General features: G+C 61.3%; 18 protein-coding genes. 3 read left to right on the top strand and 15 right to left on the bottom strand.

What is annotated here, in order from left to right:
* A complete protein-coding gene (locus AC6GQJ_RS04410) occupies positions 1-735 on the bottom strand; it encodes a proteasome-type protease (RefSeq protein WP_500772152.1) in 735 nt (244 codons plus the stop codon).
* A 139-nt stretch (positions 736-874) separates the two neighbouring features.
* Positions 875-1,657, bottom strand: a complete 783-nt coding sequence (locus AC6GQJ_RS04405; RefSeq protein ID WP_500772150.1) for a transglutaminase-like domain-containing protein — start codon at positions 1,655-1,657, stop codon at positions 875-877.
* Positions 1,658-1,948: 291 nt separating this feature from the next.
* Between AC6GQJ_RS04405 and AC6GQJ_RS04400 the strand changes: the two genes are divergently transcribed.
* On the top strand, positions 1,949-3,061 hold the full coding sequence (locus AC6GQJ_RS04400) for a class I SAM-dependent methyltransferase (RefSeq protein WP_500772148.1): 1,113 nt from the start codon (positions 1,949-1,951) through the stop codon (positions 3,059-3,061).
* On the opposite strand, the gene AC6GQJ_RS04395 is transcribed toward AC6GQJ_RS04400, so the two are convergent.
* The 9 genes from AC6GQJ_RS04395 to gabT all read right to left on the bottom strand — a co-directional run bounded on the left by AC6GQJ_RS04395 (position 3,039) and on the right by gabT (position 16,826).
* Positions 3,039-4,364, bottom strand: a complete 1,326-nt coding sequence (locus AC6GQJ_RS04395; protein WP_500772147.1) for an aspartate aminotransferase family protein — start codon at positions 4,362-4,364, stop codon at positions 3,039-3,041. The two genes, AC6GQJ_RS04400 and AC6GQJ_RS04395, sit on opposite strands and share 23 nt — an antisense overlap.
* Positions 4,365-4,375: 11 nt before the next feature.
* Positions 4,376-5,347: a C45 family autoproteolytic acyltransferase/hydrolase gene (locus tag AC6GQJ_RS04390; RefSeq protein WP_500772145.1), complete on the bottom strand. Its 972-nt coding sequence runs from the start codon at positions 5,345-5,347 to the stop codon at positions 4,376-4,378.
* Positions 5,348-5,360: 13 nt separating this feature from the next.
* Complete coding sequence (locus AC6GQJ_RS04385; RefSeq protein WP_500773811.1) at positions 5,361-6,821, bottom strand: biotin carboxylase; 1,461 nt, start codon at positions 6,819-6,821, stop codon at positions 5,361-5,363.
* An 11-nt stretch (positions 6,822-6,832) separates the two neighbouring features.
* Positions 6,833-9,574 carry an ornithine decarboxylase gene (locus AC6GQJ_RS04380; protein WP_500772143.1) on the bottom strand — a complete coding sequence of 914 codons (2,742 nt, stop codon included), beginning with the start codon at positions 9,572-9,574 and terminating at the stop codon, positions 6,833-6,835.
* 73 nt (positions 9,575-9,647) lie between these two features.
* Positions 9,648-10,622 (bottom strand): carbon-nitrogen hydrolase family protein, encoded by a 975-nt coding sequence (locus AC6GQJ_RS04375; protein WP_500772141.1) that lies wholly within the window; start codon positions 10,620-10,622, stop codon positions 9,648-9,650.
* Between the two features lie 69 nt (positions 10,623-10,691).
* Positions 10,692-11,123: a universal stress protein gene (locus tag AC6GQJ_RS04370; protein WP_500772139.1), complete on the bottom strand. Its 432-nt coding sequence runs from the start codon at positions 11,121-11,123 to the stop codon at positions 10,692-10,694.
* 19 nt (positions 11,124-11,142) lie between these two features.
* Positions 11,143-13,914: a TRAP transporter permease gene (locus AC6GQJ_RS04365; protein WP_500772137.1), complete on the bottom strand. Its 2,772-nt coding sequence runs from the start codon at positions 13,912-13,914 to the stop codon at positions 11,143-11,145.
* A 102-nt stretch (positions 13,915-14,016) separates the two neighbouring features.
* Positions 14,017-14,973, bottom strand: a complete 957-nt coding sequence (locus AC6GQJ_RS04360; protein ID WP_500772135.1) for a TAXI family TRAP transporter solute-binding subunit — start codon at positions 14,971-14,973, stop codon at positions 14,017-14,019.
* Positions 14,974-15,383: 410 nt separating this feature from the next.
* Positions 15,384-16,826 (bottom strand): 4-aminobutyrate--2-oxoglutarate transaminase, encoded by a 1,443-nt coding sequence (gene gabT / locus AC6GQJ_RS04355; protein ID WP_500772133.1) that lies wholly within the window; start codon positions 16,824-16,826, stop codon positions 15,384-15,386.
* Positions 16,827-17,046: 220 nt separating this feature from the next.
* On the opposite strand from gabT, the gene AC6GQJ_RS04350 reads away from it, so the two are divergent.
* A complete protein-coding gene (locus AC6GQJ_RS04350) occupies positions 17,047-17,601 on the top strand; it encodes a cupin domain-containing protein (RefSeq protein WP_500772131.1) in 555 nt (184 codons plus the stop codon).
* A gap of 10 nt (positions 17,602-17,611) precedes the next feature.
* Here the strand turns inward: AC6GQJ_RS04350 and AC6GQJ_RS04345 are convergent, their stop codons facing one another.
* From AC6GQJ_RS04345 to AC6GQJ_RS04330, 4 genes are all read right to left on the bottom strand, one after another.
* The gene (locus AC6GQJ_RS04345) at positions 17,612-18,916 is read right to left on the bottom strand and encodes a glycosyltransferase (protein ID WP_500772129.1); all 1,305 of its coding nucleotides are present in this window, start codon (positions 18,914-18,916) and stop codon (positions 17,612-17,614) included.
* 77 nt (positions 18,917-18,993) lie between these two features.
* Positions 18,994-19,794 carry a metal ABC transporter permease gene (locus AC6GQJ_RS04340; RefSeq protein WP_500773809.1) on the bottom strand — a complete coding sequence of 267 codons (801 nt, stop codon included), beginning with the start codon at positions 19,792-19,794 and terminating at the stop codon, positions 18,994-18,996.
* Positions 19,787-20,572 (bottom strand): metal ABC transporter ATP-binding protein, encoded by a 786-nt coding sequence (locus tag AC6GQJ_RS04335; protein ID WP_500772127.1) that lies wholly within the window; start codon positions 20,570-20,572, stop codon positions 19,787-19,789. Before AC6GQJ_RS04335 ends, AC6GQJ_RS04340 begins: the two co-directional genes overlap by 8 nt.
* A complete protein-coding gene (locus AC6GQJ_RS04330; RefSeq protein WP_500772125.1) occupies positions 20,563-21,045 on the bottom strand; it encodes a transcriptional repressor in 483 nt (160 codons plus the stop codon). Before AC6GQJ_RS04330 ends, AC6GQJ_RS04335 begins: the two co-directional genes overlap by 10 nt.
* A gap of 98 nt (positions 21,046-21,143) precedes the next feature.
* Here AC6GQJ_RS04330 and AC6GQJ_RS04325 point away from each other — a divergent pair, with 98 nt between their 5' ends.
* Positions 21,144-22,244 carry a zinc ABC transporter substrate-binding protein gene (locus AC6GQJ_RS04325; protein WP_500772123.1) on the top strand — a complete coding sequence of 367 codons (1,101 nt, stop codon included), beginning with the start codon at positions 21,144-21,146 and terminating at the stop codon, positions 22,242-22,244.
* Positions 22,245-22,246 lie beyond the last annotated feature (2 nt).

The following is a 22,246-nucleotide window of genomic DNA, read 5'->3' as shown; positions in this document are numbered from 1 at the left end:
TCAGGGGCGCTTGTAGCTTGGCAGGTGCATCAGCGCATTGCGCAACGCATCCCCCCAACTGGCGCTGATCGACTGGAAATAAGCGTCATCCTTGGTCACGCGCGGTTGCGTATCCAGCTTGAAGCTATCCACATCGTAAAGCTGCAGATCCAGCGGTAATCCCACCGATAGGTTCGCCTTGATCGTGGAATCAAAGGACACCATCAGCAGTTTCACCGCGTCCTCAAAGCTCATGTCGGCGTCATAGGCGCGCACGATGATCGGCTTGCCGTATTTCGTCTCACCAATCTGGAAAAACGGCGCGTCCTCGGTCACCTCGATAAAGTTGCCTTCGGGATAGACCAGAAACAGCGTCGGCTTGCCGCCCTTGATCTGGCCACCCACAATGACCGATGCCTTGAAGGCAGAGGTGGCGGATTGGCCGTATTCGCCGCCGCCTTCGATCACCTGTTTCAGGGTCGCACCGACAAGGCGGGCCACTTCGAACATGGTGGGCAGTTCAAGGATCGACGGCGCGCGTTCGGTCGGCACCTTTGTACGCTCTTCCAGAATGCTGATCACCGCCTGCGTGGTGGCAAGGTTGCCCGCTGTCATGATGGTGATCGCGCGTTCGCCTTCGACTTCCCACGAAAACATCTTTTTCGTGGTCGAGAAGTTGTCGACGCCCGCGTTGGTACGCGTGTCGGACATGAAAACAAGGCCACGGTTCAGGTAAAGGCCAACGCAATAGGTCATTTCGGTTCCACGACATCCACACAGCAAGGGTGCGCTGCGCCGAAAGCTCTAGTCGGGAAACCTTAACTATACAATATTGCGCAACGCGGTTTTGCGCCGCACGGCACGCGAATTTACGCAGCGTCCGCGCCGTTGCCTGTCAATCGCGCAGCTTCGTGACCTCGACTGTTTGCTCTTGCAGGTTCAGCGCCCCGTAAGAGGTGAGGAAGGACGCATCGGCCGCATCACGGCCCACGCAAATGCGCACGATATCGTCGGCCTGCGCCATGCCGGTCGCGTCCATCAGGTGCCAGTCGCCCTCAAGATAGACCTCGACCACCGCATGGAAATCCTGCGGATCGACGTTGGGTGCATAGGCGCTGACGAACCGCGCCGGAATGCCCTTGGCCCGCGCCAGCGCGATCAGCACATGGGCATAGTCGCGGCATACGCCCCGCTGCGCGGAAAAGCTGTCGGTGGCAGTGGTGCCTGCGTTGCTGGCATAGATGTCATAGGTGAAATTCGACGCCACCCAGTCATTCATCGCCTGCACCAGTTCTCCGCCGGTTTTGTCCCCGAACTGCGTGCCGGTGAAATCCAGAAACAGGTCGGACTGGCAATAGCGCGACGGCATGAGATAGGGGATCACCGCACCTGGCAACTGGTCCCGCGGCGTCGCCTCAAGCGCGCTGAGGTCGGCAGCTTGTCGGTGCACCTCGATTTGCGCCTCGTAGATGCAATCCAGCCTGTTCTGCACCGACACCCAGCGGCGGGTACCTATCGTGTCGTCGCCCTCAAGCTCTCGCACGGTGGTGCCGGACAGCAGCAACAGGCGCGGGTCGTCACAGCGCTGGCCGGCCTCGGTGGTCGGTTCGATCTGGATCAGCGCATCGCAGGGCGCGGGCGCAGAATAGACAAGGCAGGCTTTGACACTCAGCAGCACGGGCGGACACTCCGGAAAAACGGGGAAGAAAGACGCGCTATCGCAGCCGGCTGTTCCCGTGTCGATAGCAATGTTGTCGCGGTTGGATGAAAGGGCGGGGCGGGCGCGTATCTGCACCGATCTTAGGCGAACGCGCGGAGGGGTGATTGGTTCCGGCGCTTTGTTTAAAGGCGCGGGTTTTGCGGCGTGGGGGATTTTTGTGGCCTGAACGGGCAAGCGCCGCTAGGCTTTGGGACATTCAGACGACCATGGCGCGGCCTTTGCGCCTGTTGATTTCAAAACCGACCCTTTTTGACCCGAATATATTTTGCCGAGATGCCCGATAAAGATCTGGAACAACTGCACGCCATAGACGCGGAACTCACGCCCCTTGTGCAGGCTTTGGCCGCGCAGGTCGCGCAGCCCGTCCAACAGCGCGACGGCGCGACGCTGCGCCAATTGTGGGGGCAGATTGATGCGCATCGCCGGACCTTGTCGCGGCTGAACCGGAGCCTGCATCGTCACGCCGCCCACTCGTGCAACAAGGCCGACCGCGCCGCCCGCCAGCGGCTGCGCAGGATCAAGGACACCTCGGACGCGCTGTCCGAAAGGATGGGCCAGTGGGACGCTGTGGCGAGGATTGTGACGCGCCACGTTGATCCCCCGCGCCGCGATCTGATCCGATGCCCTCCGCCAGCGCCTGCGGGCGATCTGGTGGACTGGACTTATAACGCGCTGCACCGGCTGGCCAATCCCAATCCGCAAACCGACACGGCCAAGGATCACGGATGCTTTGCCGATATTCCAATCCCGTTGCGCCAATTCGATGCGCTGATGGACGCGGCCTATCGCGTGCTGACGGTTCTGCAACGGGCAGGCAGTGCGCGGTTTCTGGATGTGGGTTGCGGCGGGGGCACCAAAGTGTGTGCCGCGCGCCGCTATGTCGGGGCGGCGGACGGGCTGGAATACGATTCCGACTATGTGCGCGCCGCACGTGCGACGATGGCCTCACTTGGCGCGGTGGACAGTGAAATCATCCATGCCGACGCGCTGCGCTTTGACGGCTACGACCGTTATGACCTGATCTATTTCTACCGTCCTCTGCGCGAGGATGACCTGCTGGAGCGGTTAGAGCGGCAGATCGTCAACACCGCGCGCCGTGGCACCTTGCTGCTGGCGCCCTACGACAGTGTGACGGTGCCGCGGGCGGGGTTCGACTGCGCACGGCTGGACGGCGCGTTGTTCATCACCGGCTGTTCACAGGACGCGGCTGACGCCCTGCGCTTCGCGGCAGAGCGGACGTCGCCCCGCCTTTGGCGGCACAAAAGGGCGATGCGCAATGGCTTCTGGTCGCCGGTGTTACAGGTGTGCAGCCTTTGGACCGACAAGCGCGGCCAACGCCTTAGCTGGCGAGGGCCGTCTTGATCGCGCCGGAAAGTTTTTGCACCAGCTCGTCCACCTGCGCATCGGACAGGATAAAGGGCGGGGCCAGCAGCACGTGATCGCCGCGTTGCCCGTCGATTGTCCCGCTCATCGGATAGCAGATCATCCCCGCCTCGAACGCGGCCTTTTTGATCGTCGCGGCGATCTTGCGGGACGGATCGAACGGCGCTTTGCTGTCGCGATCGGCCACCAGTTCCAGCCCAAGGAACAGGCCGCGCCCGCGAATATCGCCCACATGCGGATGCTGGCCGAATTCGGTTTGCAGCGCGGTTTTCAACACCCCGCCGATCTGTTGCACACGCGGGATCAAGTCGCGATCCAGCATCGCATTCACCACCGCGACCCCCGCGGCAGCGGCAACAGGATGGCCCAGATAGGTGTGGCCGTGCTGGAAAAAGCCGCTGCCGTTCTGGATCGTTTCGTAAATCTGGCGGCTGCACAGCATCGCGCCAATGGGTTGGTAGCCCGCGCCCAAACCCTTGGCGATGCACAGGATATCCGGCGCGACACCGTCCTGTTCGCAGGCAAACAGGGACCCCGTACGCCCCATGCCGCACATCACCTCGTCTAGGATCAGCAGGATGCCGTATTGGTCGCAAATCTCGCGGATACGCTTGAAATAGCCCGGGGCAGGGGCCAGCGCGCCCGCCGTCGCGCCCACCACCGGTTCAGCGGCAAAAGCCATGACGTTTTCGGGGCCGACGCGCAGCAGTTCCACTTCCAGCAGGTTGGCGGCGCGCAGCCCGTATGCCTCGGGCGTCTCGTCGTCGCGCTTGAGGCGGTATTCATAGCAGGGGTCGATATGGCTCATGTCGATCAACAGGGGGCCGAACTGCGCCCGCCGCCATGCGTTGCCGCCCGCCGATAGCGCGCCCATTGTGTTGCCGTGATAGCTTTGCTTGCGCGCAATCAGGCGGCCCCGCTTGGGCTCGCCCTTTTCAACGAAATACTGGCGGGCAAGCTTCAGCGCCGCCTCCATCGCCTCGGACCCGCCCGACACCAGATAGACGCGGTCCAGATCACCGGGCGCATGGGCGATCAGCAGATCGGCCAGCGTCTCTGCTGGTTCCGAGGTCAGAAATCCGGTATGCGCATAAGCCAGCGCGTCAAGCTGCGCCTTCACCGCGTCGATGATCGTCTGATCCCCGTGGCCAAGGCAGGACACCGCCGCGCCGCCCGACGCATCCAGATAGGCCTTGCCACTCGCATCATAGAGATAACAGCCCGACCCGCGCACGGCGACAGGGGGTAACTGCTTGGTATGGCGGGGAAATATATGGGACATGGGGGGCTTTCTTATGCGGCGCCGGGGATCTGGACGTGCCGTCCGCCTTCGTGGAACAGATCAAAGGATTGCGACCAGACCGTGCCGGGCCAGCGGGTTTCCATCTGCCCCAGACGCGGGCGGTACACAGCGGTGTAAAGCGTGCCAAAGCCGACCTTGAACGCCGTCGAATAGAGCGGCGGACGCAGGAAGGCGTTGATGAATTTCTCTTCGGGGTCGCGGTGCAGGGCCAGACGGTGCAGCAGGTACCGCTCGCGCTCGACCGTGGCGGTGAAACGCGCATGGCTGACCCATTCGACGTTTTCCTGATGGTTCGTGGCCACGGCGGCGCGGGTAATCACCGCCTCGCGGTCGGGCGACATCATCGCCGTCAGATACTGGCGGTTGGCGTCCAGCACGGTGACGTTATAGCTCATGTGGGTGGGCAGGCGGGCCAGTGCCGCGCCCGCCTCTTTGGCGGTTTCGCAGGTTTGCAGGATATAGCGCAGGATCAGCGGCACGCCAAAACCGGTGCCCACCACACGCCGCCCGCCAAAGGTGAGCGAGATCGCCAGCCCCGCGTCGTTCATGCCATCGACCAGCCCCCACAGCCCGTCCGAGGTGCCGATCACGCGGCGCCCCTGCCAGCCGGTGGACAGGATCAGACTGTCGAACGCCTTGGAATCATAGTCGTAATTGCGCACCAAAACCGGTTCTTCGCCGGTCCAGATCGCCTGTGAACAACCCGACAGATAGGGTGGGGGGCAATAGAAAGACAAAAAGCGCGCCGCCTGATCGCCACCGCCTGCAAGCTCGCACAGCGTATCATACAGCGGCACGATCTCGGGCATGTGTTCCTTGAGCGCGCGACGCCCTTCCAGATAGGTCGGACGCGCCGCGTCGCCTTCCTTTAGCCACCAGCGTTTGTAGTCGGGCCAGTATTCAGCAAATAACCCGGCCCATTTGGGGCCGGGTGCATATTCATTCAGCGCGCGCCAAAGCATTGGAGCGCACCCTTTACAACAGTTTGAACGCCGGATCTGCCAAGGCGGGTCCAGCGTTTGCGACAGGCAATTCCTTGCCCTCTACCGTGCTTTTGATCCCGTGAATCCATTTCTTGGCGCGCTCGTTCAGTTGGAAGCCCTTGGTCATCGACCGCCCCCGCGTCACAAGAATACCGATATCGGCACCCTCATAGCGGTAATCACCCGGCTGGAGGATGCGCAGGAAGAACGCTTCGTTCTCGGATTCCACGGCGCGGCGGTGATAGTCGAAACGGTCGAACACGACTCGCCCGTCCTCGAGCATCTTGTAGATGCCTGTTTCGGGGGCTTGGGTACAAATGTCCACACTGTCTTCGGTATGTTTGATGACCATTTGTGACCAACTGTCGATCATATCGGGGTTGGCCCAGCGGTCGTTCAGCTCGCTTGTGTCCAGATCGAATTTCTTTTTCGAGAATTCGAGCAGGTGGAACAGGAACAATGGCGCATCCGCATGGGCGAAAGCCGCGTGGTTCGTCATCGACGACGCGCCCGTGATGCGCGGGTTCAACTCACCCAGCCACAGATCGCCCGTCTTCTTGTCGATCAGGAAGTCGAGCTCGAAATAGCCGCGATACCCTTCCTTGCGCAGTTGTTCCCCGAATTTGAAGGTCAACTCGCGGGCGTGCTGGCGCACCTTGGGCGGAAAGGCGGTGGACAGAATTTCGTTGCCACACCAGCCTCCGCGATAGGGGGTCAGTTCCTTGAACCCGACCAGTTCGGTCATCAACGGACCAACAATTGTGCCTTCCTTGGTGGCGCAGGCCTCGATGGCGCTGCCACGGCAGTCGATCCGCTTCATGATCTTGATCTCGCCCTCACCGACGATCTCGTGCTCGTGACGGCGGAAATCGGCCTCGGACTTGATAAAGAAGGTCGTGTGGCCGCTGTCGCCAAAGGCCGATTGCAGCACCAGATCGTGGCCGATGCCCGCCTTTTCGCAGGTCGCCTTGAGGTCGTCGTAGTCTTTGACCTCGGCCAGCACGTTGGGCACGGATGGCACGCCGGCCTTGTTGCCGATGCGCACGGTTTCGATCTTGTTGTCCATCTTGGTGCGCAGCTTGGCCTTGGGGAACCACACGTCCGCGCCCAGTTCCTTGGACAGACGTTCGGTTTCCTCGTCAAACATCAGGAAGACGAACTTGGGCTTGCCACCACGACGCTTGATGAAGTCGATGACTTCCTTGTGTTGCAGCAGATAGTTGTTGATGTCCTCGATCGACTGGAATTCCGCATGGGGCTGTTCCGATGGGCAGAACACGTTGGGATGCTTGCCGCCATAGCAGTCGATATAGCAGATATATTTGAAATTCTTGACCCACTCGTCCAAGCCCAGAAGGTTGAAGTTCGTCGCCGATATGAAATAGATCGGATCCTCGTTCCGGTGGAAAAACCGGCGGATCTCCGAGATGTTCTTAAGCACAGTGGCCATAATTGTGTCCTTCCTTATTCGGCTGCGGTCTTGGTGATTTTAGCGTTCGGGGTCGGGCTAAGGGCTTCGGGTGTGAACACCCGCAAGCCCAGATCGGCGCGGTAGCCGTGAATTTCATTGACGTCCAAGGCCAGCATGAAAGCAAGGATTTCCTTGCTGATCACCTGTCCGGGCACGAGGATCGGAAATCCGGGCGGGTAGGGGATAATGAAGCTGGCTGAAACGATCTCCTGACCGGATTCAAGCGCCGCCATAAGGTCGTCGCCCAGTTCCATATAATCGCAATTCTTTTCGTCATAGCTCAGGTAATAGGCGGTTCGGATGTCTCCTTCGGGGGATTGGGGGTCGGGCCGGAACGTATCGTGGAAGCGGCTGAAATCGGGCAGCGGCGGATAGTTCTCGGTCAGGTTCTTGACGCGGCGGTCAAAGGCCATCCGCTCCATCTTGGAGGCGTCGTCCAGAAGGTCGTCAAGGTCGTTGGCGATCTCGACCAGCACTTCGATCAGATAGGCGACCGAAGACCGCGTGGTGCCGATATTCGTCATGAACAGCACGGTATTGCGCGAGGTCTTGTTGATCTGGATGCCGTATTTGTCCATCAGCACCGCGTTCTTGAACGTGTCGCCGTCCCAGCCCGTGCCGCCCACGGCAAGGGTCACACGGGTGGCATCCAGCACGAAATCGTCCTGCTGCCAGCAGTCCCACATATCGGTCCAGCCCTGTTCATCGTCGAAATAGCTGGTCACGCCGCTTTGACGGTGCTGTTCGGGGATCATGTCGCCCGCCGTCAGCACCTTGAAATACTTCTTGAGCAGCGGGTGCGAACTGATCGCGCGGCGCATCGACATGGCCGCCTCGATCTGGCGCTGGACGAATTCGAACCCTTCCAGTTCGACTTGCCTGCGCCCCACATCCAGCGAGGCGATGATCTGGTAGTTGGGCGAGGTGGAGGTGTGGGTCATGTAGGCTTCGTGGAAGCTTTGTTCGACCTCGCCTTTGAAGTCCTGATCGTTGACGTGGATCATCGACCCTTGCCGCAGCGATGTCAGCGTCTTGTGGGTCGACTGGGTCGCATAGACGCGGATGCGCGCATTGGGTGGCGCGATCAGCCGCGTATTGAGCAGCGTTTCCTCGTCTGCGTCCTTCAACTCTTTCTGCTGCGCCTCATAGGCGGCCTTGTGTTCGTCCGTGCGCAGACGCTTGCGCAGATCGTTGGCGGTCCGCATACCGGTGCGCTGGCGATAGGTCGGGTTGAAGCGGGCAAAAGCGAACCACGCCTCGTCCCACAGGAACACCAGATCGGGTTTGATGGCGAGGCATTCTTCCATCACGCGCTGCACGTTGTAGACCAGCCCGTCAAAGGTGCAGTTGGTCAACAACAGCATCCGCACGCGGTCCAGCTTGCCCGCCGCTTTCAGTTGCAGCAGGCGGTGCTTGATCTCGCGCAGCGGCACCGCGCCATACATCGAATATTCGTTCAGCGGATAGCTGTCGAGGTAACAGACTTCGGCCCCTGCCAGCACCATGCCGTAATGGTGCGACTTGTGACAGTCACGGTCCACCAGCACGATGTCACCTGGGCGCACGACCGCCTGCACAACGATCTTGTTGCAGGTCGAGGTGCCGTTGGTGGCAAAGAACGTCTGTTTCGATCCGAACGCGCGGCTGGCCAGTTCCTGTGCGCGCTTGATCGGCCCGTGCGGTTCCAACAGGCTGTCGAGCCCGCCCGACGTGGCCGAGGTTTCCGCCAGAAAGATGTTGGGGCCGTAGAACGCGCCCATATCCTGAATCCAGTGCGACCGCGTGATCGACTTGCCACGGCTGATCGGCATGGCATGGAACACGCCGGTCGGCTGTCGGGAATAGTCCACAAGTGCGGTAAAGAACGGCGTCTTGTTGCGCGCCTCGACACCCCGCAGGATGTTGAGGTGCAATTCCATAAAGTCTTCTTGGTTGTAGAAGACGCGGCGGCAGATACCCAGATCAAGGCCCGCGATATCCTCGACCGAGCGGTCGGTGACCAGATAGGCGTCAAGCTCGGGGCGGACGCGCTGGATCAGGCGGCACAGTTCGGGGCCGTAATCCTCGGGGCGCATGCTGTCGATGGCGTCCGAGCCACCGGCACGGTTCAGGAAACTGTGCAGGATTTCATTGTCGATGGTCGATTTCAGGTCGAGGCCGGGGCGTACAACGATGGCTTGGATATTGTGGTTGAACAGCACCGCGATCAGCGCGTCCTCAAGGCTGGGCACCACAACCGCCTCGTACAGGAACGGGTCTTCGGTGCGGCGCATCCGGTGCACGTTGTTCTTCAGCCAGCGTTCCTGCTGTTCGTTCACATTGTCGACGATCAGCACCTCGAAATAGGGCTTGGCCATGGCACGTGCTTCGGGCGACAGCAGCGCCTCGTCGTCATGTTCGTCCTTGTCGGCGCTGTCGCGTTCCAGCGGGATATGGCGGCGCCGGTAGGCCCCCGTGGTCAGCGCCCGCGTGACGCGGTGCACCGCAAAGGCAAGGTCTTCGAAATTGCTGTGATCGAACTGGCGGCGCATGTGGTCAAAGGCCGACATGCCCGGAAAGGCCCAGTAGGGTTCAATGACCGACAGCGCCTCGAACAGCTCGTGCGCGGTCTTGCGGTCCGCCGCCGTCACTTTGGACGGCGTCTTTTTCGACATGGAAGCGGTAAGTTCGCGCAGCGCGCTCCACCTGTCGGTGCGCAACTGCGTTGCCGAGTAATAGTCGCTGACGGAATCCATCAATCATCCTTCCGGTTTTAAGGCCGAAAAGCGATTGAGGGACCGGCCGTTGCGGCCGGTCCTCCGCCGCTTCTCAGCTGACTGTCGTCTTGCCTTTGAACGGCGACGCGCCATGCCCCAGATCGGTGGCATAGGCGTCGCGTTCCTCTTCGATAGAGGCGGGCACGTCCGTATGCAGACCTGCCCGCGATCCTTGTTGTGGCACCTCAAGCGGTCCGAGCGTCTTGAGGAAGTCGTCCGTGCCGCTGGTGCGGTCATAGACAGAGAAATCAACCGACCGGTCGCGGAAGCTTTTCAGCACCTGACCAAGGCCTTTCATGCCGGTTTCGCGCTGGCGGCGTACCATGTCGAGGTCGACCTCGATGGGGAACATGTCCTCTTGGCCCGCCGACTGGTGCAGCACCAGCGATGTGGGATCGACCACGCAGGATTTGCCAACCCCGCCGGACCCCAGCCCGTTCACGTCGATCACATAGCATTGGAATTGCGCCGCTGTGGCGCGTGCGATCGCCAGTTCCGCGTCGCGGTCCGTGGTGCCCGTCAGGACAGGGTGCAACAGCACCTCGACCCCTTGGGAGGTCAACTGGCGCGTGGTTTCGGGGAACCACATGTCATAGCAGATCGACAGACCGAACCGGCCCACCTCTGGCACGTCGAACACGCAGAAATCACTGCCCGCAGCCACACCCGCCTCGTAAGGCAGGAAGGGGAACATCTTGGCATAGCGGCGGATCACATTGCCATCGGGGTCGATCACCAGCGAGGTGTTATAGACCAGACCATCCTCGGGATGGGTCAGGAACATCGACCCGGGGATCAGCCAGATCTTGTGACGGCGCGCGGCTTCGCAGAACCGGTTGATCACGTCATTTTCCTGCGGCAGCTTGAACTTCTCAAGCGGACCGAACGGCGCCAGTTCGCTGAACAGCACCATCTGGGTCCATGGGAACCGCGCCATCAGGACGTCCAGGCGATGCATCATGCCATCGACGTTGGGTTGAAGGGCGTTGACGTACATCTGTACGCCTGCAATTGCGAATGGGGTCATCTAGGTCTCGTCTCCGTGCACGCAGGGCAGCCCGTTATGGGCGCTTATGCCGACTGCTTTGCGCATCCCTTACGCCCTTACGACCAGAACGGAAACAGGGGATCGACGCACCACACGGTCCGCATTGGACCCGACAAGGAACTCGCGGATGCGGTCCGGTTGATGCGATGCCATAACGACCAGATCGCATTTGGTTTCCTTGATCGTGGCAAGAACGCGGTCATGGATATTGCCATAGGCAAGATGCTGCTGCACCTCGATCTCGGCAGGGACTTCGGCCTGTACCAGCTGGTCCATGCCCTTGGCCGCCGCCTCAAGCGCCTTGTGTTCGAAATCCGGAGGGAAGAACCCTTCGACCATTTCCGAGCCCACATCAGGCACCACGGTCATGATGTGCAGGATTCCGTGCGAGGCGCGGACCAGTTCGATGGCTTGGGGCAGGGCCTTTTTCCACGACGCCTCGGCGTTCAGATCGACGGTGAGTAGAACAGTGTTGAACATCTCTTTCTCTCTCCTTTTCTCAGGTGGTTGCCGTGCGGCGGCTGGCGCGCGCGGTCCGACCCCGTTGCAGCATCACGATCCCGCCCAGCAGCAAAAGCGCAGGGATGAACATCAGGTACTTGCTGGGCTGGCTCACGGGGCGCAGCACGCGCAGCACTTCCTGATCCCAGTCCAGTCCCGCATCCGCCGCCGCGCTGCCAAAGGCCACGTCGTCGATGATCAGCTTGTCGCCGTCATTGCGGAACATCAGGCCTGCATTTTCCAAACGCTCTTCGCCGGTGGCACCTTCCTCGATTTCGACAATGGCCACGAATTCGACCGGATCACCCAGATCGTTCAGGCCCGCCACGCGCAGGCGCAGTTCCTCGCCCACAGGTGTGGCTAGGGCCGCATCTGCAATCTCGACCGGATTTTCCTCGGTATAGGGGGGCGATACCATGTCCATCCAGAAGCCGGGCCGGAACAGGGTAAAGGCGATCAGCAACAGCGCGATGGTCTCGTAGAACCGGTTGCGCGCAAGGAACCAGCCCTGCGTCGCCGCCGCGAACAACAGCATCGCTATGGTCGCCACAATGAAGACGAAGATGCCTTGCACCCATGTTACGTCGATCAGCAGCAATTCGGTGTTGAAGATGAACAGGAAGGGCAGGGCCGCAGTGCGCAGGCTGTAGAAGAACGCAACCACACCGGTCTTGATCGGATCACCACCCGATACCGCCGCCGCAGCAAAGCTCGCCAGCCCAACAGGCGGGGTCACATCGGCCATGATGCCGAAGTAGAACACGAACAGGTGCACGGCGATCAGCGGCACGATCAGCCCGTTCTGCTGGCCCAGCGTTACGATGACAGGGGCAAGCAGCGCCGAGACCACGATATAGTTCGCCGTGGTGGGCAAGCCCATGCCAAGGATCAGCGACAGCACCGCCGTCAGCAACAGGATGGCAAGGATATTGCCGCCTGACAGCACTTCGACCACATCCGCAAGTGCCGAACCAACGCCGGTCTGGCTGACCGCGCCGACGATGATGCCAGCAGTCGCCGTGGCGATGCCGATGCCGATCATGTTGCGCGCGCCGGTTTCCAGCCCGTCCACCAGATCGGTGGCCCCTTGCTTGATCGCCTGCGCCATGCGCCCTTCGCCGCGCATCATCGCCATTAGCGGGCGCTGCGTGACAAGGATGAACACCATATAGGCCGTCGCCCAGAAGGCCGAGAGGCCGGGCGACAGGCGGTCCACCATCAGCGCCCATACCAGCACGACAACCGGCAGGATGAAGTGCAGACCGGACCGGATTGTCGGACCTGGCAAGGGCAGGGAGGTGACGGGCGCGTTCGGGTCATCAAGCTCGAGCGGTTCCTCTTTCGAGGCAACATACAGCAGCCCGATATAAACCAGCGTCAGGAAGACAAAGATGATGTAGCCAGCCGTCTGCGGGAAGGCAGGGCGGATCCAGCCCATGCCGTAGTACACCGCAAAGGACAGCGCACAGATCACCGCAACGGTAAAGGCGATGCCGACAAGCCGTTGTACGATGGGCTTGGGCGTGTAGGCCCGTGGCAGGCCCTGCATACCGGCCTTCAGCGCCTCAAGGTGCACGATATAGACCAGCGCGATGTAAGAGATCACGGCAGGCAGGAAGGCGTGCTTGACCACGTCGAAATAGGGGATGCCCACATACTCGACCATCAGGAAGGCCGCCGCGCCCATAACGGGGGGCATGATCTGGCCGTTGACGGAACTCGCCACTTCGACCGCGCCCGCCTTTTCGGAGTTGAAGCCGACTTTTTTCATCAGCGGAATGGTGAAGGTGCCGGTGGTCACCACGTTCGCAATGGACGAGCCGGATATCAGCCCTGTCATGGCCGAGGACACAACCGCCGCCTTAGCGGGGCCGCCCTTCATATGGCCCATCAGGCTGAACGCGACCTGAATGAAGTAGTTGCCCGCGCCCGCACGATCCAGAAGCGATCCGAACAGCACGAACAGGAACACAAAGCCGGTCGAAACGCCAAGGGCGATGCCGAACACCCCTTCGGTGGTGATCCACTGGTGGTTCACGATCTCGGAAAGGCTGTTGCCCTTGTGGGCGATGATGCTGGGCATATACGGCCCCAGCACTGTGTAAACGAGGAAGACAGACGCCACGATCATCAGCGCAGGGCCCAAGGCGCGGCGCGTGGCCTCAAGCAGCAGCATCAGACCGATCACAGCGACTACATAGTCCTGCATGATCGGCGCGCCGACACGGCCCGAGATATCGCGGTAATAGACAAAGAGATACAGCGCGGCGAGCGCGCCCACGATGGCCAGCGCCCATTCCCAGACCGGCACGCGGTTCTTGGGAGAGCCGAGCAGGATCGTGCCAACCAGCACAGCCGCGATAATCGGAATCCACCATGTGGCGGTGCCGTCCTTGGCGCTGGTCATAAAGAGAAAGGCAAGGACAACGGGGACAATTACCCCCAGCCCAAGCTGGAATTTCGTTCGTGCCGCCGGAAAGGCTGCAAAGGCTAGAAAGATGGCAAAGGCCAGATGGATCGACCGGCTTTCGGTGTCGTTAAAGACACCCCAACCGACCATGAAGGGGATGGGCGATGCGATCCACAACTGGAACAGGGACCATGCCAGCGCCACACAGGTCAGGAACAGGCCAACCGCGCCTTTCGCGCCGCGCCCGCCCGTGTCAGAGGAGGCGACAAGTTCGTCCAGTTCGGCCTGTGACAGTCCGGCGTGACCTGCGGCCGCGTTCTCGACGGCTGCTGCGTGTTGCTGGTTTGGATTGTCCGACATCTTAGTCCCCCTGCGGCCCGTTTTCAGGCACTTTTGAGCGTTGGTGGCCGTGCGGCGGGATCAGGCCCGCCGCACCGCATGTCGAGGCAAAAGCCGCGTGGATTACATCCAGCCGCGCTCTTTGTAGTATTTCTCGGCACCGGGGTGCAGAGGCGCGGACAGACCGTCCTTGATCATTTCCTCTTCCTTCAGGTTCTCGAAGGCGGGGTGCAAACGCTTGAAGCGGTCGAAGTTGTCAAAGACAGCCTTAACCACTTGATAAACCACGTCATCACCCACATCGGCAGAGGTCACAAAGGTCGCCTTTACACCGAATGTTGTGGTGTCCTCGGGGGAACCTTCATACATGCCGCCGGGAATGGTGGCCGACGCGTAGTAGGGGTTGTCCGCGATCAGTTTGTCGATCTCTGGGCCGGTGACGGGGATCATTACCGCGTCCACTGTCGATACCGCTTCTTGGATCGAACCGTTGGGGTGACCGACGGTGTAGATGATCGCATCGACCTTGTTGTCACCCAGTGCGGCGGCTTGCTCGGCTGGTTTCAACTCGGACGCCAGCGCAAAGTCATCCATTGTCCAACCCAGTGCGTCCATGACGACCTGCATGGTCGCATATTGGCCGGAACCGGGGTTGCCGATGTTCACGCGCTTGCCCTTGAGGTCTTCGAAGGTCGAAATGCCTGCATCTGCGCGGGCAATCACGGTGAAGGGTTCGCCGTGGACCGAGAATACCGCCCGTTCCTTGTCGAACTTGTTGCCTTCGAATTCGGACGTGCCGTTATAGGCGTGATACTGCCAGTCGGATTGGGCGACACCCATGTCCATGTCACCGGCCTGAATCGCGTTGATGTTCGCGATGGACCCGCCTGTGGACGGCGCTGTGCACTTGAGGTTGTGTTCGGCGGTGCCACGGTTCACCAGACGGCAGATCGACTGACCGACCACGAAATAGACGCCGGTCTGGCCCCCTGTGCCGATGGTGATGAACTGCTCCTGCGCGGTCGCATGCGACCCGGCAAGCAGCGCACCAGCGACGGCAAGATGTTTAAAAAACTTCATAGCTTTCTCCCGTTTTTGTTTTTGACGCTCCGCCTGTCTGAGGCGGGATGTCAGAGTTGGATCGCTTTTGGGAAACGACGAACCGCCAGAAATTCATCTGAAAAAGAAACGGTTCTTAAATAATCCAACAGCAGACTCAACTGTCAGTTCAGCCTGATTCCCGACATAGCGCAACCGTTGATTTTCAAACGGTTAAACTAAGCTGCTTATTTTATTCATTAGGAAGGATCATCCGAAGGTGCCGCAACAGCACAGCGTCAGGCGCCCGCGCAGGCGCGCGCAAAACAGGTCGGACAGGCCTTTGCACTATTGCGCATTTTACGCCTGAAATGCGCCGTTTACCTAGCACTAAAAACGAAAAAGGGCGGACCGAAGCCCGCCCTTTTTAAACTGTCTGAACCGTGCCGCGCTTAGCGCTGTTCGGCCATCGCATCGGCCAGTGCGGCCTCGAAAATGGCAAGGCCTTCTTCGATGATTTCATCCGACGCGGTAAGCGGTACCATGATGCGCAGCGCGTTGCCGTGCATGCCGCAGGCCAGCAGGATCAGGCCGCGTTTCAGGGCATGGGCCACGACCGATTTGGTCAGGGCCGCGTCCGGTGCCGCGCTTTCGAAATCGGTGACGAACTCGACCGCCAGCATCGCACCAAGGCCGCGGATGTCCCACATGCGGTAGGGGGCCGTGCGTGCGCCGATTTCGGCAAAGCGCGCGCGGAAGGTTTCGCCCAACGCGGTGGAGCGTGCGAGCAGGCCTTCTTCCTCGATCGCCTCGATCGCGGCGAGGGCAGCGGCGCAGGCAACAGGGTTGCCGCCATAAGTGCCGCCCAGACCGCCCGGAATGACCGCGTCCATCACGTCGGCGCGTCCGATCACACCGGCAATCGGATAGCCGCCCGCCATGGATTTCGCCACGGTGATCAGGTCAGGCACAACGCCGGAATGTTCCACTGCGAACCATGTGCCGGTCCGGCCAAAGCCCGCCTGAATTTCGTCCGCGATCAGCAGGATGCCATGGGTGTCGCAGATTTCGCGCAGGGCACGCATCATCTCGAACGGCACCGGCGTATAGCCGCCTTCGCCCAAGACGGGTTCAATGATGATCGCCGCCACACGCTCGGGCTGCGCATCGGTCAGGAACAGGTTTTGCAGGCCGGTCAGTGCGTCCTGCACCGTGATGCCGTCACGCGCATTCGGGAACGGTGCGCGGAAGATGTCGGACGGGAACGGGCCCACGTCTTTCTTGTAGGGGCTGACCTTGCCGGTCATGCCCAGCGTCAGCAGCGTGCGGCCGTGATAGCCGCCGGTAAAGGCGATCACACCGGGGCGACCAGTTGCGGCGCGCGCGATCTTGACGGCGTTTTCCACCGCTTCGGCACCTGTGGTGACCAGCAGCGATTTCTTGGGCGCGTCACCGGGGGCCAGTGCGTTCAGCTTTTCGGCCAGCGCGACATAGGGCTCGTAGGGGACAACCTGAAAGCTGGTGTGCGTATAGTGGTCTTCCTGCGCCTTGGCGGCGGCGACCACTTTGGGGTGACGATGGCCGGTGTTCAGAACCGCGATGCCGCCCGCAAAGTCGATATAGCGGTTGCCTTCGACGTCCCAGAGTTCGGCGTTCTCCGCGTGCTCGGCAAAGACAGGGGCCGCCGAGGCAACGCCGCGTGCCACAGCCGCTTCGCGACGGGCCACCAGCGTGGCGTTCGTCTTGATCGGTGTCGCGGCCACGGTGTCGGGCACAACGGACATGATCGGCTTGGTCTCTGCCGTCGTCTTGGCCGATGTCTTGGCGCGCGCGCTCGCGGTTTGCTTGCGCTTGGGCGCGCTTTTGGCTTGCTTGTTTTTAGGTGTCGATGCCATGGATAAAAACCCTTTGAGGAAGACGAGAAATCGAGTCGCGTAACGGGTGCGTTTAAAATTCTCAATAATCCGTTTAATAAAACTGTCAACTGCTTTTTAGCGTTGTTTTTAAGGGCGAAACGTACCCCTTAAGCATTGCGTTTTTGTCAGATTTGTTCCACTCATCCGTGGCTTAGCCGCTGAGGCTTGTTGAGATACCGACCCGTCAGGAGCCGAGTTTTTGGACATCGGAAAAAAACTTCAGGCCCTTCGCAAGGCACATGGACTGTCTCAACGAGAGTTGGCGTCCCGTGCGGGGCTGACGAACGGAACGGTCTCTTTGATCGAACAGAACAAGACGAGCCCGTCGATTGCGTCGCTCAAAAGCCTGCTGGATGCGATCCCGATCAGCGTGGCCGAGTTCTTTGCCACGCTCGAACAAAGCGACGAGGACAAGGTGTTCTATACGGCGGATGAATTCGTCGAGGTCGCGCCGCAAAACCACCCCGCGTCCCTGTCGCTGCGCCAGTTAGGCAATGCGACGCGTCACAGCCTTCAGGTGCTGGACGAAACCTATCCCGCTGGGGCTGACACAGGGCCGGGGATGATGACCCATCAGGGTGAAGAGGCGGGCGTTGTGATCTCGGGCGAGATCGAGGTGACGGTGGGCGATCAGGTGCGCGTGCTGCGTGCGGGCGACGGATACCTGTTCGAAAGCGCGCAACCCCACCGTTTCCGCAATGTCAGTGGTGCGGAATGCCGCGTGATCAGCGCCTGTACGCCACCAACATTCTGACGGTCTGCGGTTAGGCGCCCTTGGCCCACGCGGCCAGATGCGCTTCGATCGCGTCTGACGCCGTTGCCACACCATCTTCCGGCCGCATGGCCTTTCCCAAAGCACGGGCGTTTTCCTGCATAGTCTTGTCGCTGACCGCCTGCCGGATTGCATGGGCAAGCTTGTCTGCCGTCAGCCCCGTGCGCGCCACGGGTGCTGTGCCCACGCCCAGCCGTTGCGCGCGTTTGGCCCAGAACGGCTGATCCCCGAAGAAGGGGCAAATCACGCTCGGTACCCCTGCGGCCATGGCCTGCGCCGTGGTGCCTGCGCCACCATGGTGCACAATCGCGGCCATCTGCGGGAACAGCCAGCCATGGGGCATCGCTGGCACGGTGATCAGGTCGCCGCCCTGCATCGCGTCAAGGCCTGCCCAACCCGCGCCGATCACCCCGCGCATGCCGACCTGCCGCAAGGCGTCGGTCACAATCCGGCTCAGTTCTGCCGGATCGCTCGCCATCATGGAGCCGAAGCCGATATAGACAGGCGGCGGTCCGGCGGCGAGGAAGGCCAGTAGTTCCTCCGAAGGCTCGAAAACCTCTCCACCCTGCGGCATCTGCCAGAAACCGGTCATATGGGCGTGCTCGGGCCAGTCATCGGGGCGGGGCAGAACCGCGCCACTGATCGCGTGCAGCACTGGCATCGGTTCAAGCCGTGGCGGGAACATCACGGCCCGTCTGCCACGAACCGGATCAAGGTGCAGTGAGCTGGTGCGAAACGCATTCACCCGCTTGCGCAGGAACCCGTAGGCCAGATCGACCAGCCGATAGGAAAAGCGGTTCCAGCCGGGCAGGGGCAGGTGCGGCACCGATATCGGCGCAAAATCCCGCGTCGGCACCAGCATCGGCTGCAACAGCGTCATCATCACAGGCACGCCGCGCGCCTCGGCGATGTGGGGTACCACCGACAGTTTGGGGTGATAAACCACCAAATCGGGCGCGCTGTCGTCAAAGGCGCGCAGACAATCGTCGGCGACAGCCTGAAACATGCCTTGGGACAGTGCCATCAGCCGCTGGTTGGCGGCGCGCCGTTTGCGCAGATGCCAGACGGGGTGTTCCATCAGCACCCGCATCTCGGGCGACTGGAACAGGTCGATAGACCGGTTGGTAAGCGGCGTAAAACCGATACCGAACCCTTTGACCCAATCGCCATAGCGTTCAGCCGAGGCGATGGTGACCCGATGGCCGCGCCCCTTTAGCCCGAGGGCGAGGGCGATAAACGGCTCGATATCGCCGCGCGTGCCATAGGTCATCAACAGGATATGCGCGGGCGCTGTCACGGGCGGGACCAATCGTGTTTTCGTCATCCAATGACACAGGGGTATAAGCGCGCGCGTCCCCGTGCAACGCTTTGCTGTCAGCCCTGACGGCGCAAACCCACCCGCGCCAGCACAGCGGTCAGACAGAACAACGCCCCCGCAACGCAGACAATCGTTGGCCCCGTTGGCGTGTCCACGTGATAGGACACGCCCAATCCGGCCACAGCGGCAAGGCTACCGACGGCGGCGGTGATCAGGGCCATCGCCTCGGGCGTGCGGGACAAGGGGCGGGCGGCAGCAGGCGGTATGATCAGCAACGCCCCGATCAGCAGTGCGCCAACGGCCTTGATCGCCACCGCGACCGTTACCGCCAGCGCGACGGTCAGCACCAGTTGCTCGGCACGGGGGGAGATCCCGCTTGATTGCGCAAGGTCGGGGTTCAGCGTTGCGGTCAGCAGGCGCTGCCAGCGCCACCCCAGAAGGGCGATGACCGCCGCCGCACCGGACCATATCAGCACAAGGTCGAACTTTGTCACCGCAAGGATGTCGCCGAACAGGTATCCCATCAGGTCCACCCGCACACCGGAAAGCAGCGATACCGCCACCAGCCCGATGGCAAGGGCGGCATGGGACAGCACGCCCAGCAAAGTATCCTCGGCCAGCCCGCGGCCCGACAGCCCTTGGACCAGCACCGCCATGACCATCGCCGTGGCCAGCACACCGACCATCACCGGCCCCTCAAAGGCAAGCGACAGCGCCACACCCAGCAAGGCCGCGTGCGCGGTCGCATCCCCGAAATAGGCCATGCGCCGCCAGACGACAAAACAGCCCAAAGGCGCCGCCGCGAGGGCCGTGCCGATCCCCGCCAATCCGGCGCGGACCATGAAATCGTCAAGTATGGTCATGGTCTGCCCCGTTCGCTTTGTCGTGGTCGTGAGTATGGTGGTGGTGATCATGATCGTGGTCGTGGCCATGATGGTGGTCGTGCTCATGGCGATAAAGCGCAAAGGCCCCGTTGGTGCCGGTGCCGAACAGGGCGCGGTATTCGGGCGCATCCTGCACCACATCGGGCGTCCCTTCGCAGCACACATGCCCGTTGAGGCACAGCACACGGTCCGACGCTGCCATGACCACGTGCAAATCGTGGCTGACCATCAGCACAGCACAATTGAGCGCACGGCGCACATGGGCGATCTTGCGATAGAAATCCGCCGCCCCCGGCTGGTCGAGGCCCTGCGTCGCCTCGTCAAGGATCAGCAGGTCAGGCTCCATCAACAATGCGCGCGCCAAAAGAACCCGCTGGAACTGACCACCGGAGAGGGCGCGCATCTGTGCATTGCCGAGGTCCGGCACGCCTGCTTCTTCCAATGCGCGGGCCATCGCATCGCTGCTGTGGCGGTGCGGCAGGCACAGAAAACGTGTGACGGTCAGCGGCAGCAACCCGTCCATGTGCAGGCTTTGCGGCACATAGCCGATGCGCAGCCCGCGCACCACGTTCACCGATCCACTGGATGGTTTAAGTGCGCCGATCAATCCTTTGATAAGTGTTGATTTTCCGGATCCGTTCGGGCCGACGAGGGTGACAATCTCTCCGCGGTCAATATGCATGTCCACATCGCGCATCACCGTCTTGCCCGCATGTTGCAGTGTCAGGTTCGTTGCCGTGATCAGGCGCATAGGCTGTCCTGACAGTTGGGGCATAGGCCCAAGGCCTCGATCACCGTGTGCGAGATGGCGAAACCCGTGGCGCGCGCGGCCTCGCCCAGACGGCCATGGGTGGCGTCGGTTTCGGCCTCGGCCACGGATTTGCACGAGGTGCAGATAAGGAAGGCAGGCGCGTGATCGCCGCCCAGATGGGCGCAGGCGATATAGGCGTTCAGCCCTTCGATCTTGTGCGCGAACCCTGCCGACGTCAGGAAATCAAGCGCGCGATAGGCGACAGGCGGGGCTGTGCCCAGCCCATCCTTGGCCAGTACCGCCAGCAGGTCATAGGCCCCGAGGGCACGGTGTTCCTGCAACAGAATCTCCAGTGCCCGCCGCCGGATCGGCGTGAACTTCAGTTTGTTTTCAACGCAGTGCGCTTCGGCCCGCGCCATGGTGCTGCTGACACAGCGGGCGTGGTCGTGGGCGGTGAAGCCTAGGGCAGTCATGAAATGCGGTCTCCGGTCGGTGAGGGGTTGCGTAAATGATATGTTATACCATAACAAAATTCAAGGGAATCAACAGTTGCAGTCGAAGGAATGGCAAAATGCTGAGAACAACAAGCGTATTGATCTGTGTGGCGCAGGGCGCTGCGGCCGAGGTGCCGAAGGTGGCCGTGGACATCGCGCCGCTGCATTCGATCGTGTCGGCGGTGATGGGCGACCTTGGCCAGCCCGACCTGATCGTTGCCCCCGGAGCCTCGCCGCACGGCTACAGCATGCGCCCATCCGAGGCCCGCGCGCTTGAGCAGGCGGATGTGGTGTTCTGGATGGGGCCGAAGCTGGGGCAATGGATGTCCGGCCCGATGGCCAGCCTTGCCGGTAATGCAGTGACAGTTGATTTGCTGGCGCATCCCGATACCGAATTGCTGCACGTTCGAGAAGGGGCGACATTTGCACCGCACGACCATGACCACGATGGCGAACATGGTGACGAGGCGCATGAGGATGAACATGACCACGATGCGCACGAGGGCGAGCATGAGCACGCCGAGGAGCATGGGCACGAAGGTGAGCATGAACACGAAGAACATGGACATGAAGAAGAGCATGGGCATGACGACGCGCACGACCATGAGGAAGGGCACGCGCACGAAGACCATGACGAACACGTCCACGAAGACCACGACGACCACGCCGCAGGACCGATTGATCCGCACGCATGGCTAAGCCCCGACAACGCTGTCATCTGGGCGGGCGTCATCGCGGATACGCTGTCGAAATTCGATGCCGACAATGCCAACACCTATCGCGCAAACGCAGCCTCTTTTGGAATTGAAATCAAGGGTTTGGTTGCGGAACTTCAAGCGGAACTTGACCCCGTGAAAGGGAGTCCTTTCATCGTCTTTCACGATGCCTACCACTACTTCGAACACCGCTTTGATATCGAAGCCGTAGGCGCAGTTTCACCCACCGACGCAGCGGCGCCAAGTGCTGCGCGCGTGGCCGATCTGCAATTGGAAATCGCGTCGCTGAATGCGGTCTGCGCGCTGAGCGAGCCGCAGTTCAACGATGGCATCCTGAACGCATTGGGCGAGGTGCGTCTTGGCGTGGTTGACCCCCTCGGCGCAACACTGACACCGGGCGCGGACCTGTATCCGCAAGTGTTGCGCAATATGGCAGCGTCGCTGTCCAAGTGTCTGAAGTAAAA

This window comes from Tateyamaria sp. 7Alg 36 (genome assembly GCF_059882455.1).
Note: the sequence above shows the minus strand (reverse complement) of the source record. Positions and strands in the feature narration are given on the sequence as shown.

Excerpts from the sequence above, each read along its gene's own strand:
- AC6GQJ_RS04365 (WP_500772137.1), bottom strand. The coding sequence starts at position 13,914 with ATGTCGGACAATCCAAACCAGCAACACGCAGCAGCCGTCGAGAACGCG.
- AC6GQJ_RS04410 (WP_500772152.1), bottom strand. The coding sequence starts at position 735 with ATGACCTATTGCGTTGGCCTTTACCTGAACCGTGGCCTTGTTTTCATG.
- AC6GQJ_RS04375 (WP_500772141.1), bottom strand. The coding sequence starts at position 10,622 with ATGACCCCATTCGCAATTGCAGGCGTACAGATGTACGTCAACGCCCTT.
- AC6GQJ_RS04370 (WP_500772139.1), bottom strand. The coding sequence starts at position 11,123 with ATGTTCAACACTGTTCTACTCACCGTCGATCTGAACGCCGAGGCGTCG.
- AC6GQJ_RS04380 (WP_500772143.1), bottom strand. The coding sequence starts at position 9,574 with ATGGATTCCGTCAGCGACTATTACTCGGCAACGCAGTTGCGCACCGAC.
- AC6GQJ_RS04325 (WP_500772123.1), top strand. The coding sequence starts at position 21,144 with ATGCTGAGAACAACAAGCGTATTGATCTGTGTGGCGCAGGGCGCTGCG.
- AC6GQJ_RS04330 (WP_500772125.1), bottom strand. The coding sequence starts at position 21,045 with ATGACTGCCCTAGGCTTCACCGCCCACGACCACGCCCGCTGTGTCAGC.
- gabT (WP_500772133.1), bottom strand. The coding sequence starts at position 16,826 with ATGGCATCGACACCTAAAAACAAGCAAGCCAAAAGCGCGCCCAAGCGC.
- AC6GQJ_RS04395 (WP_500772147.1), bottom strand. The coding sequence starts at position 4,364 with ATGTCCCATATATTTCCCCGCCATACCAAGCAGTTACCCCCTGTCGCC.
- AC6GQJ_RS04390 (WP_500772145.1), bottom strand. The coding sequence starts at position 5,347 with ATGCTTTGGCGCGCGCTGAATGAATATGCACCCGGCCCCAAATGGGCC.
- AC6GQJ_RS04335 (WP_500772127.1), bottom strand. The coding sequence starts at position 20,572 with ATGCGCCTGATCACGGCAACGAACCTGACACTGCAACATGCGGGCAAG.
- AC6GQJ_RS04360 (WP_500772135.1), bottom strand. The coding sequence starts at position 14,973 with ATGAAGTTTTTTAAACATCTTGCCGTCGCTGGTGCGCTGCTTGCCGGG.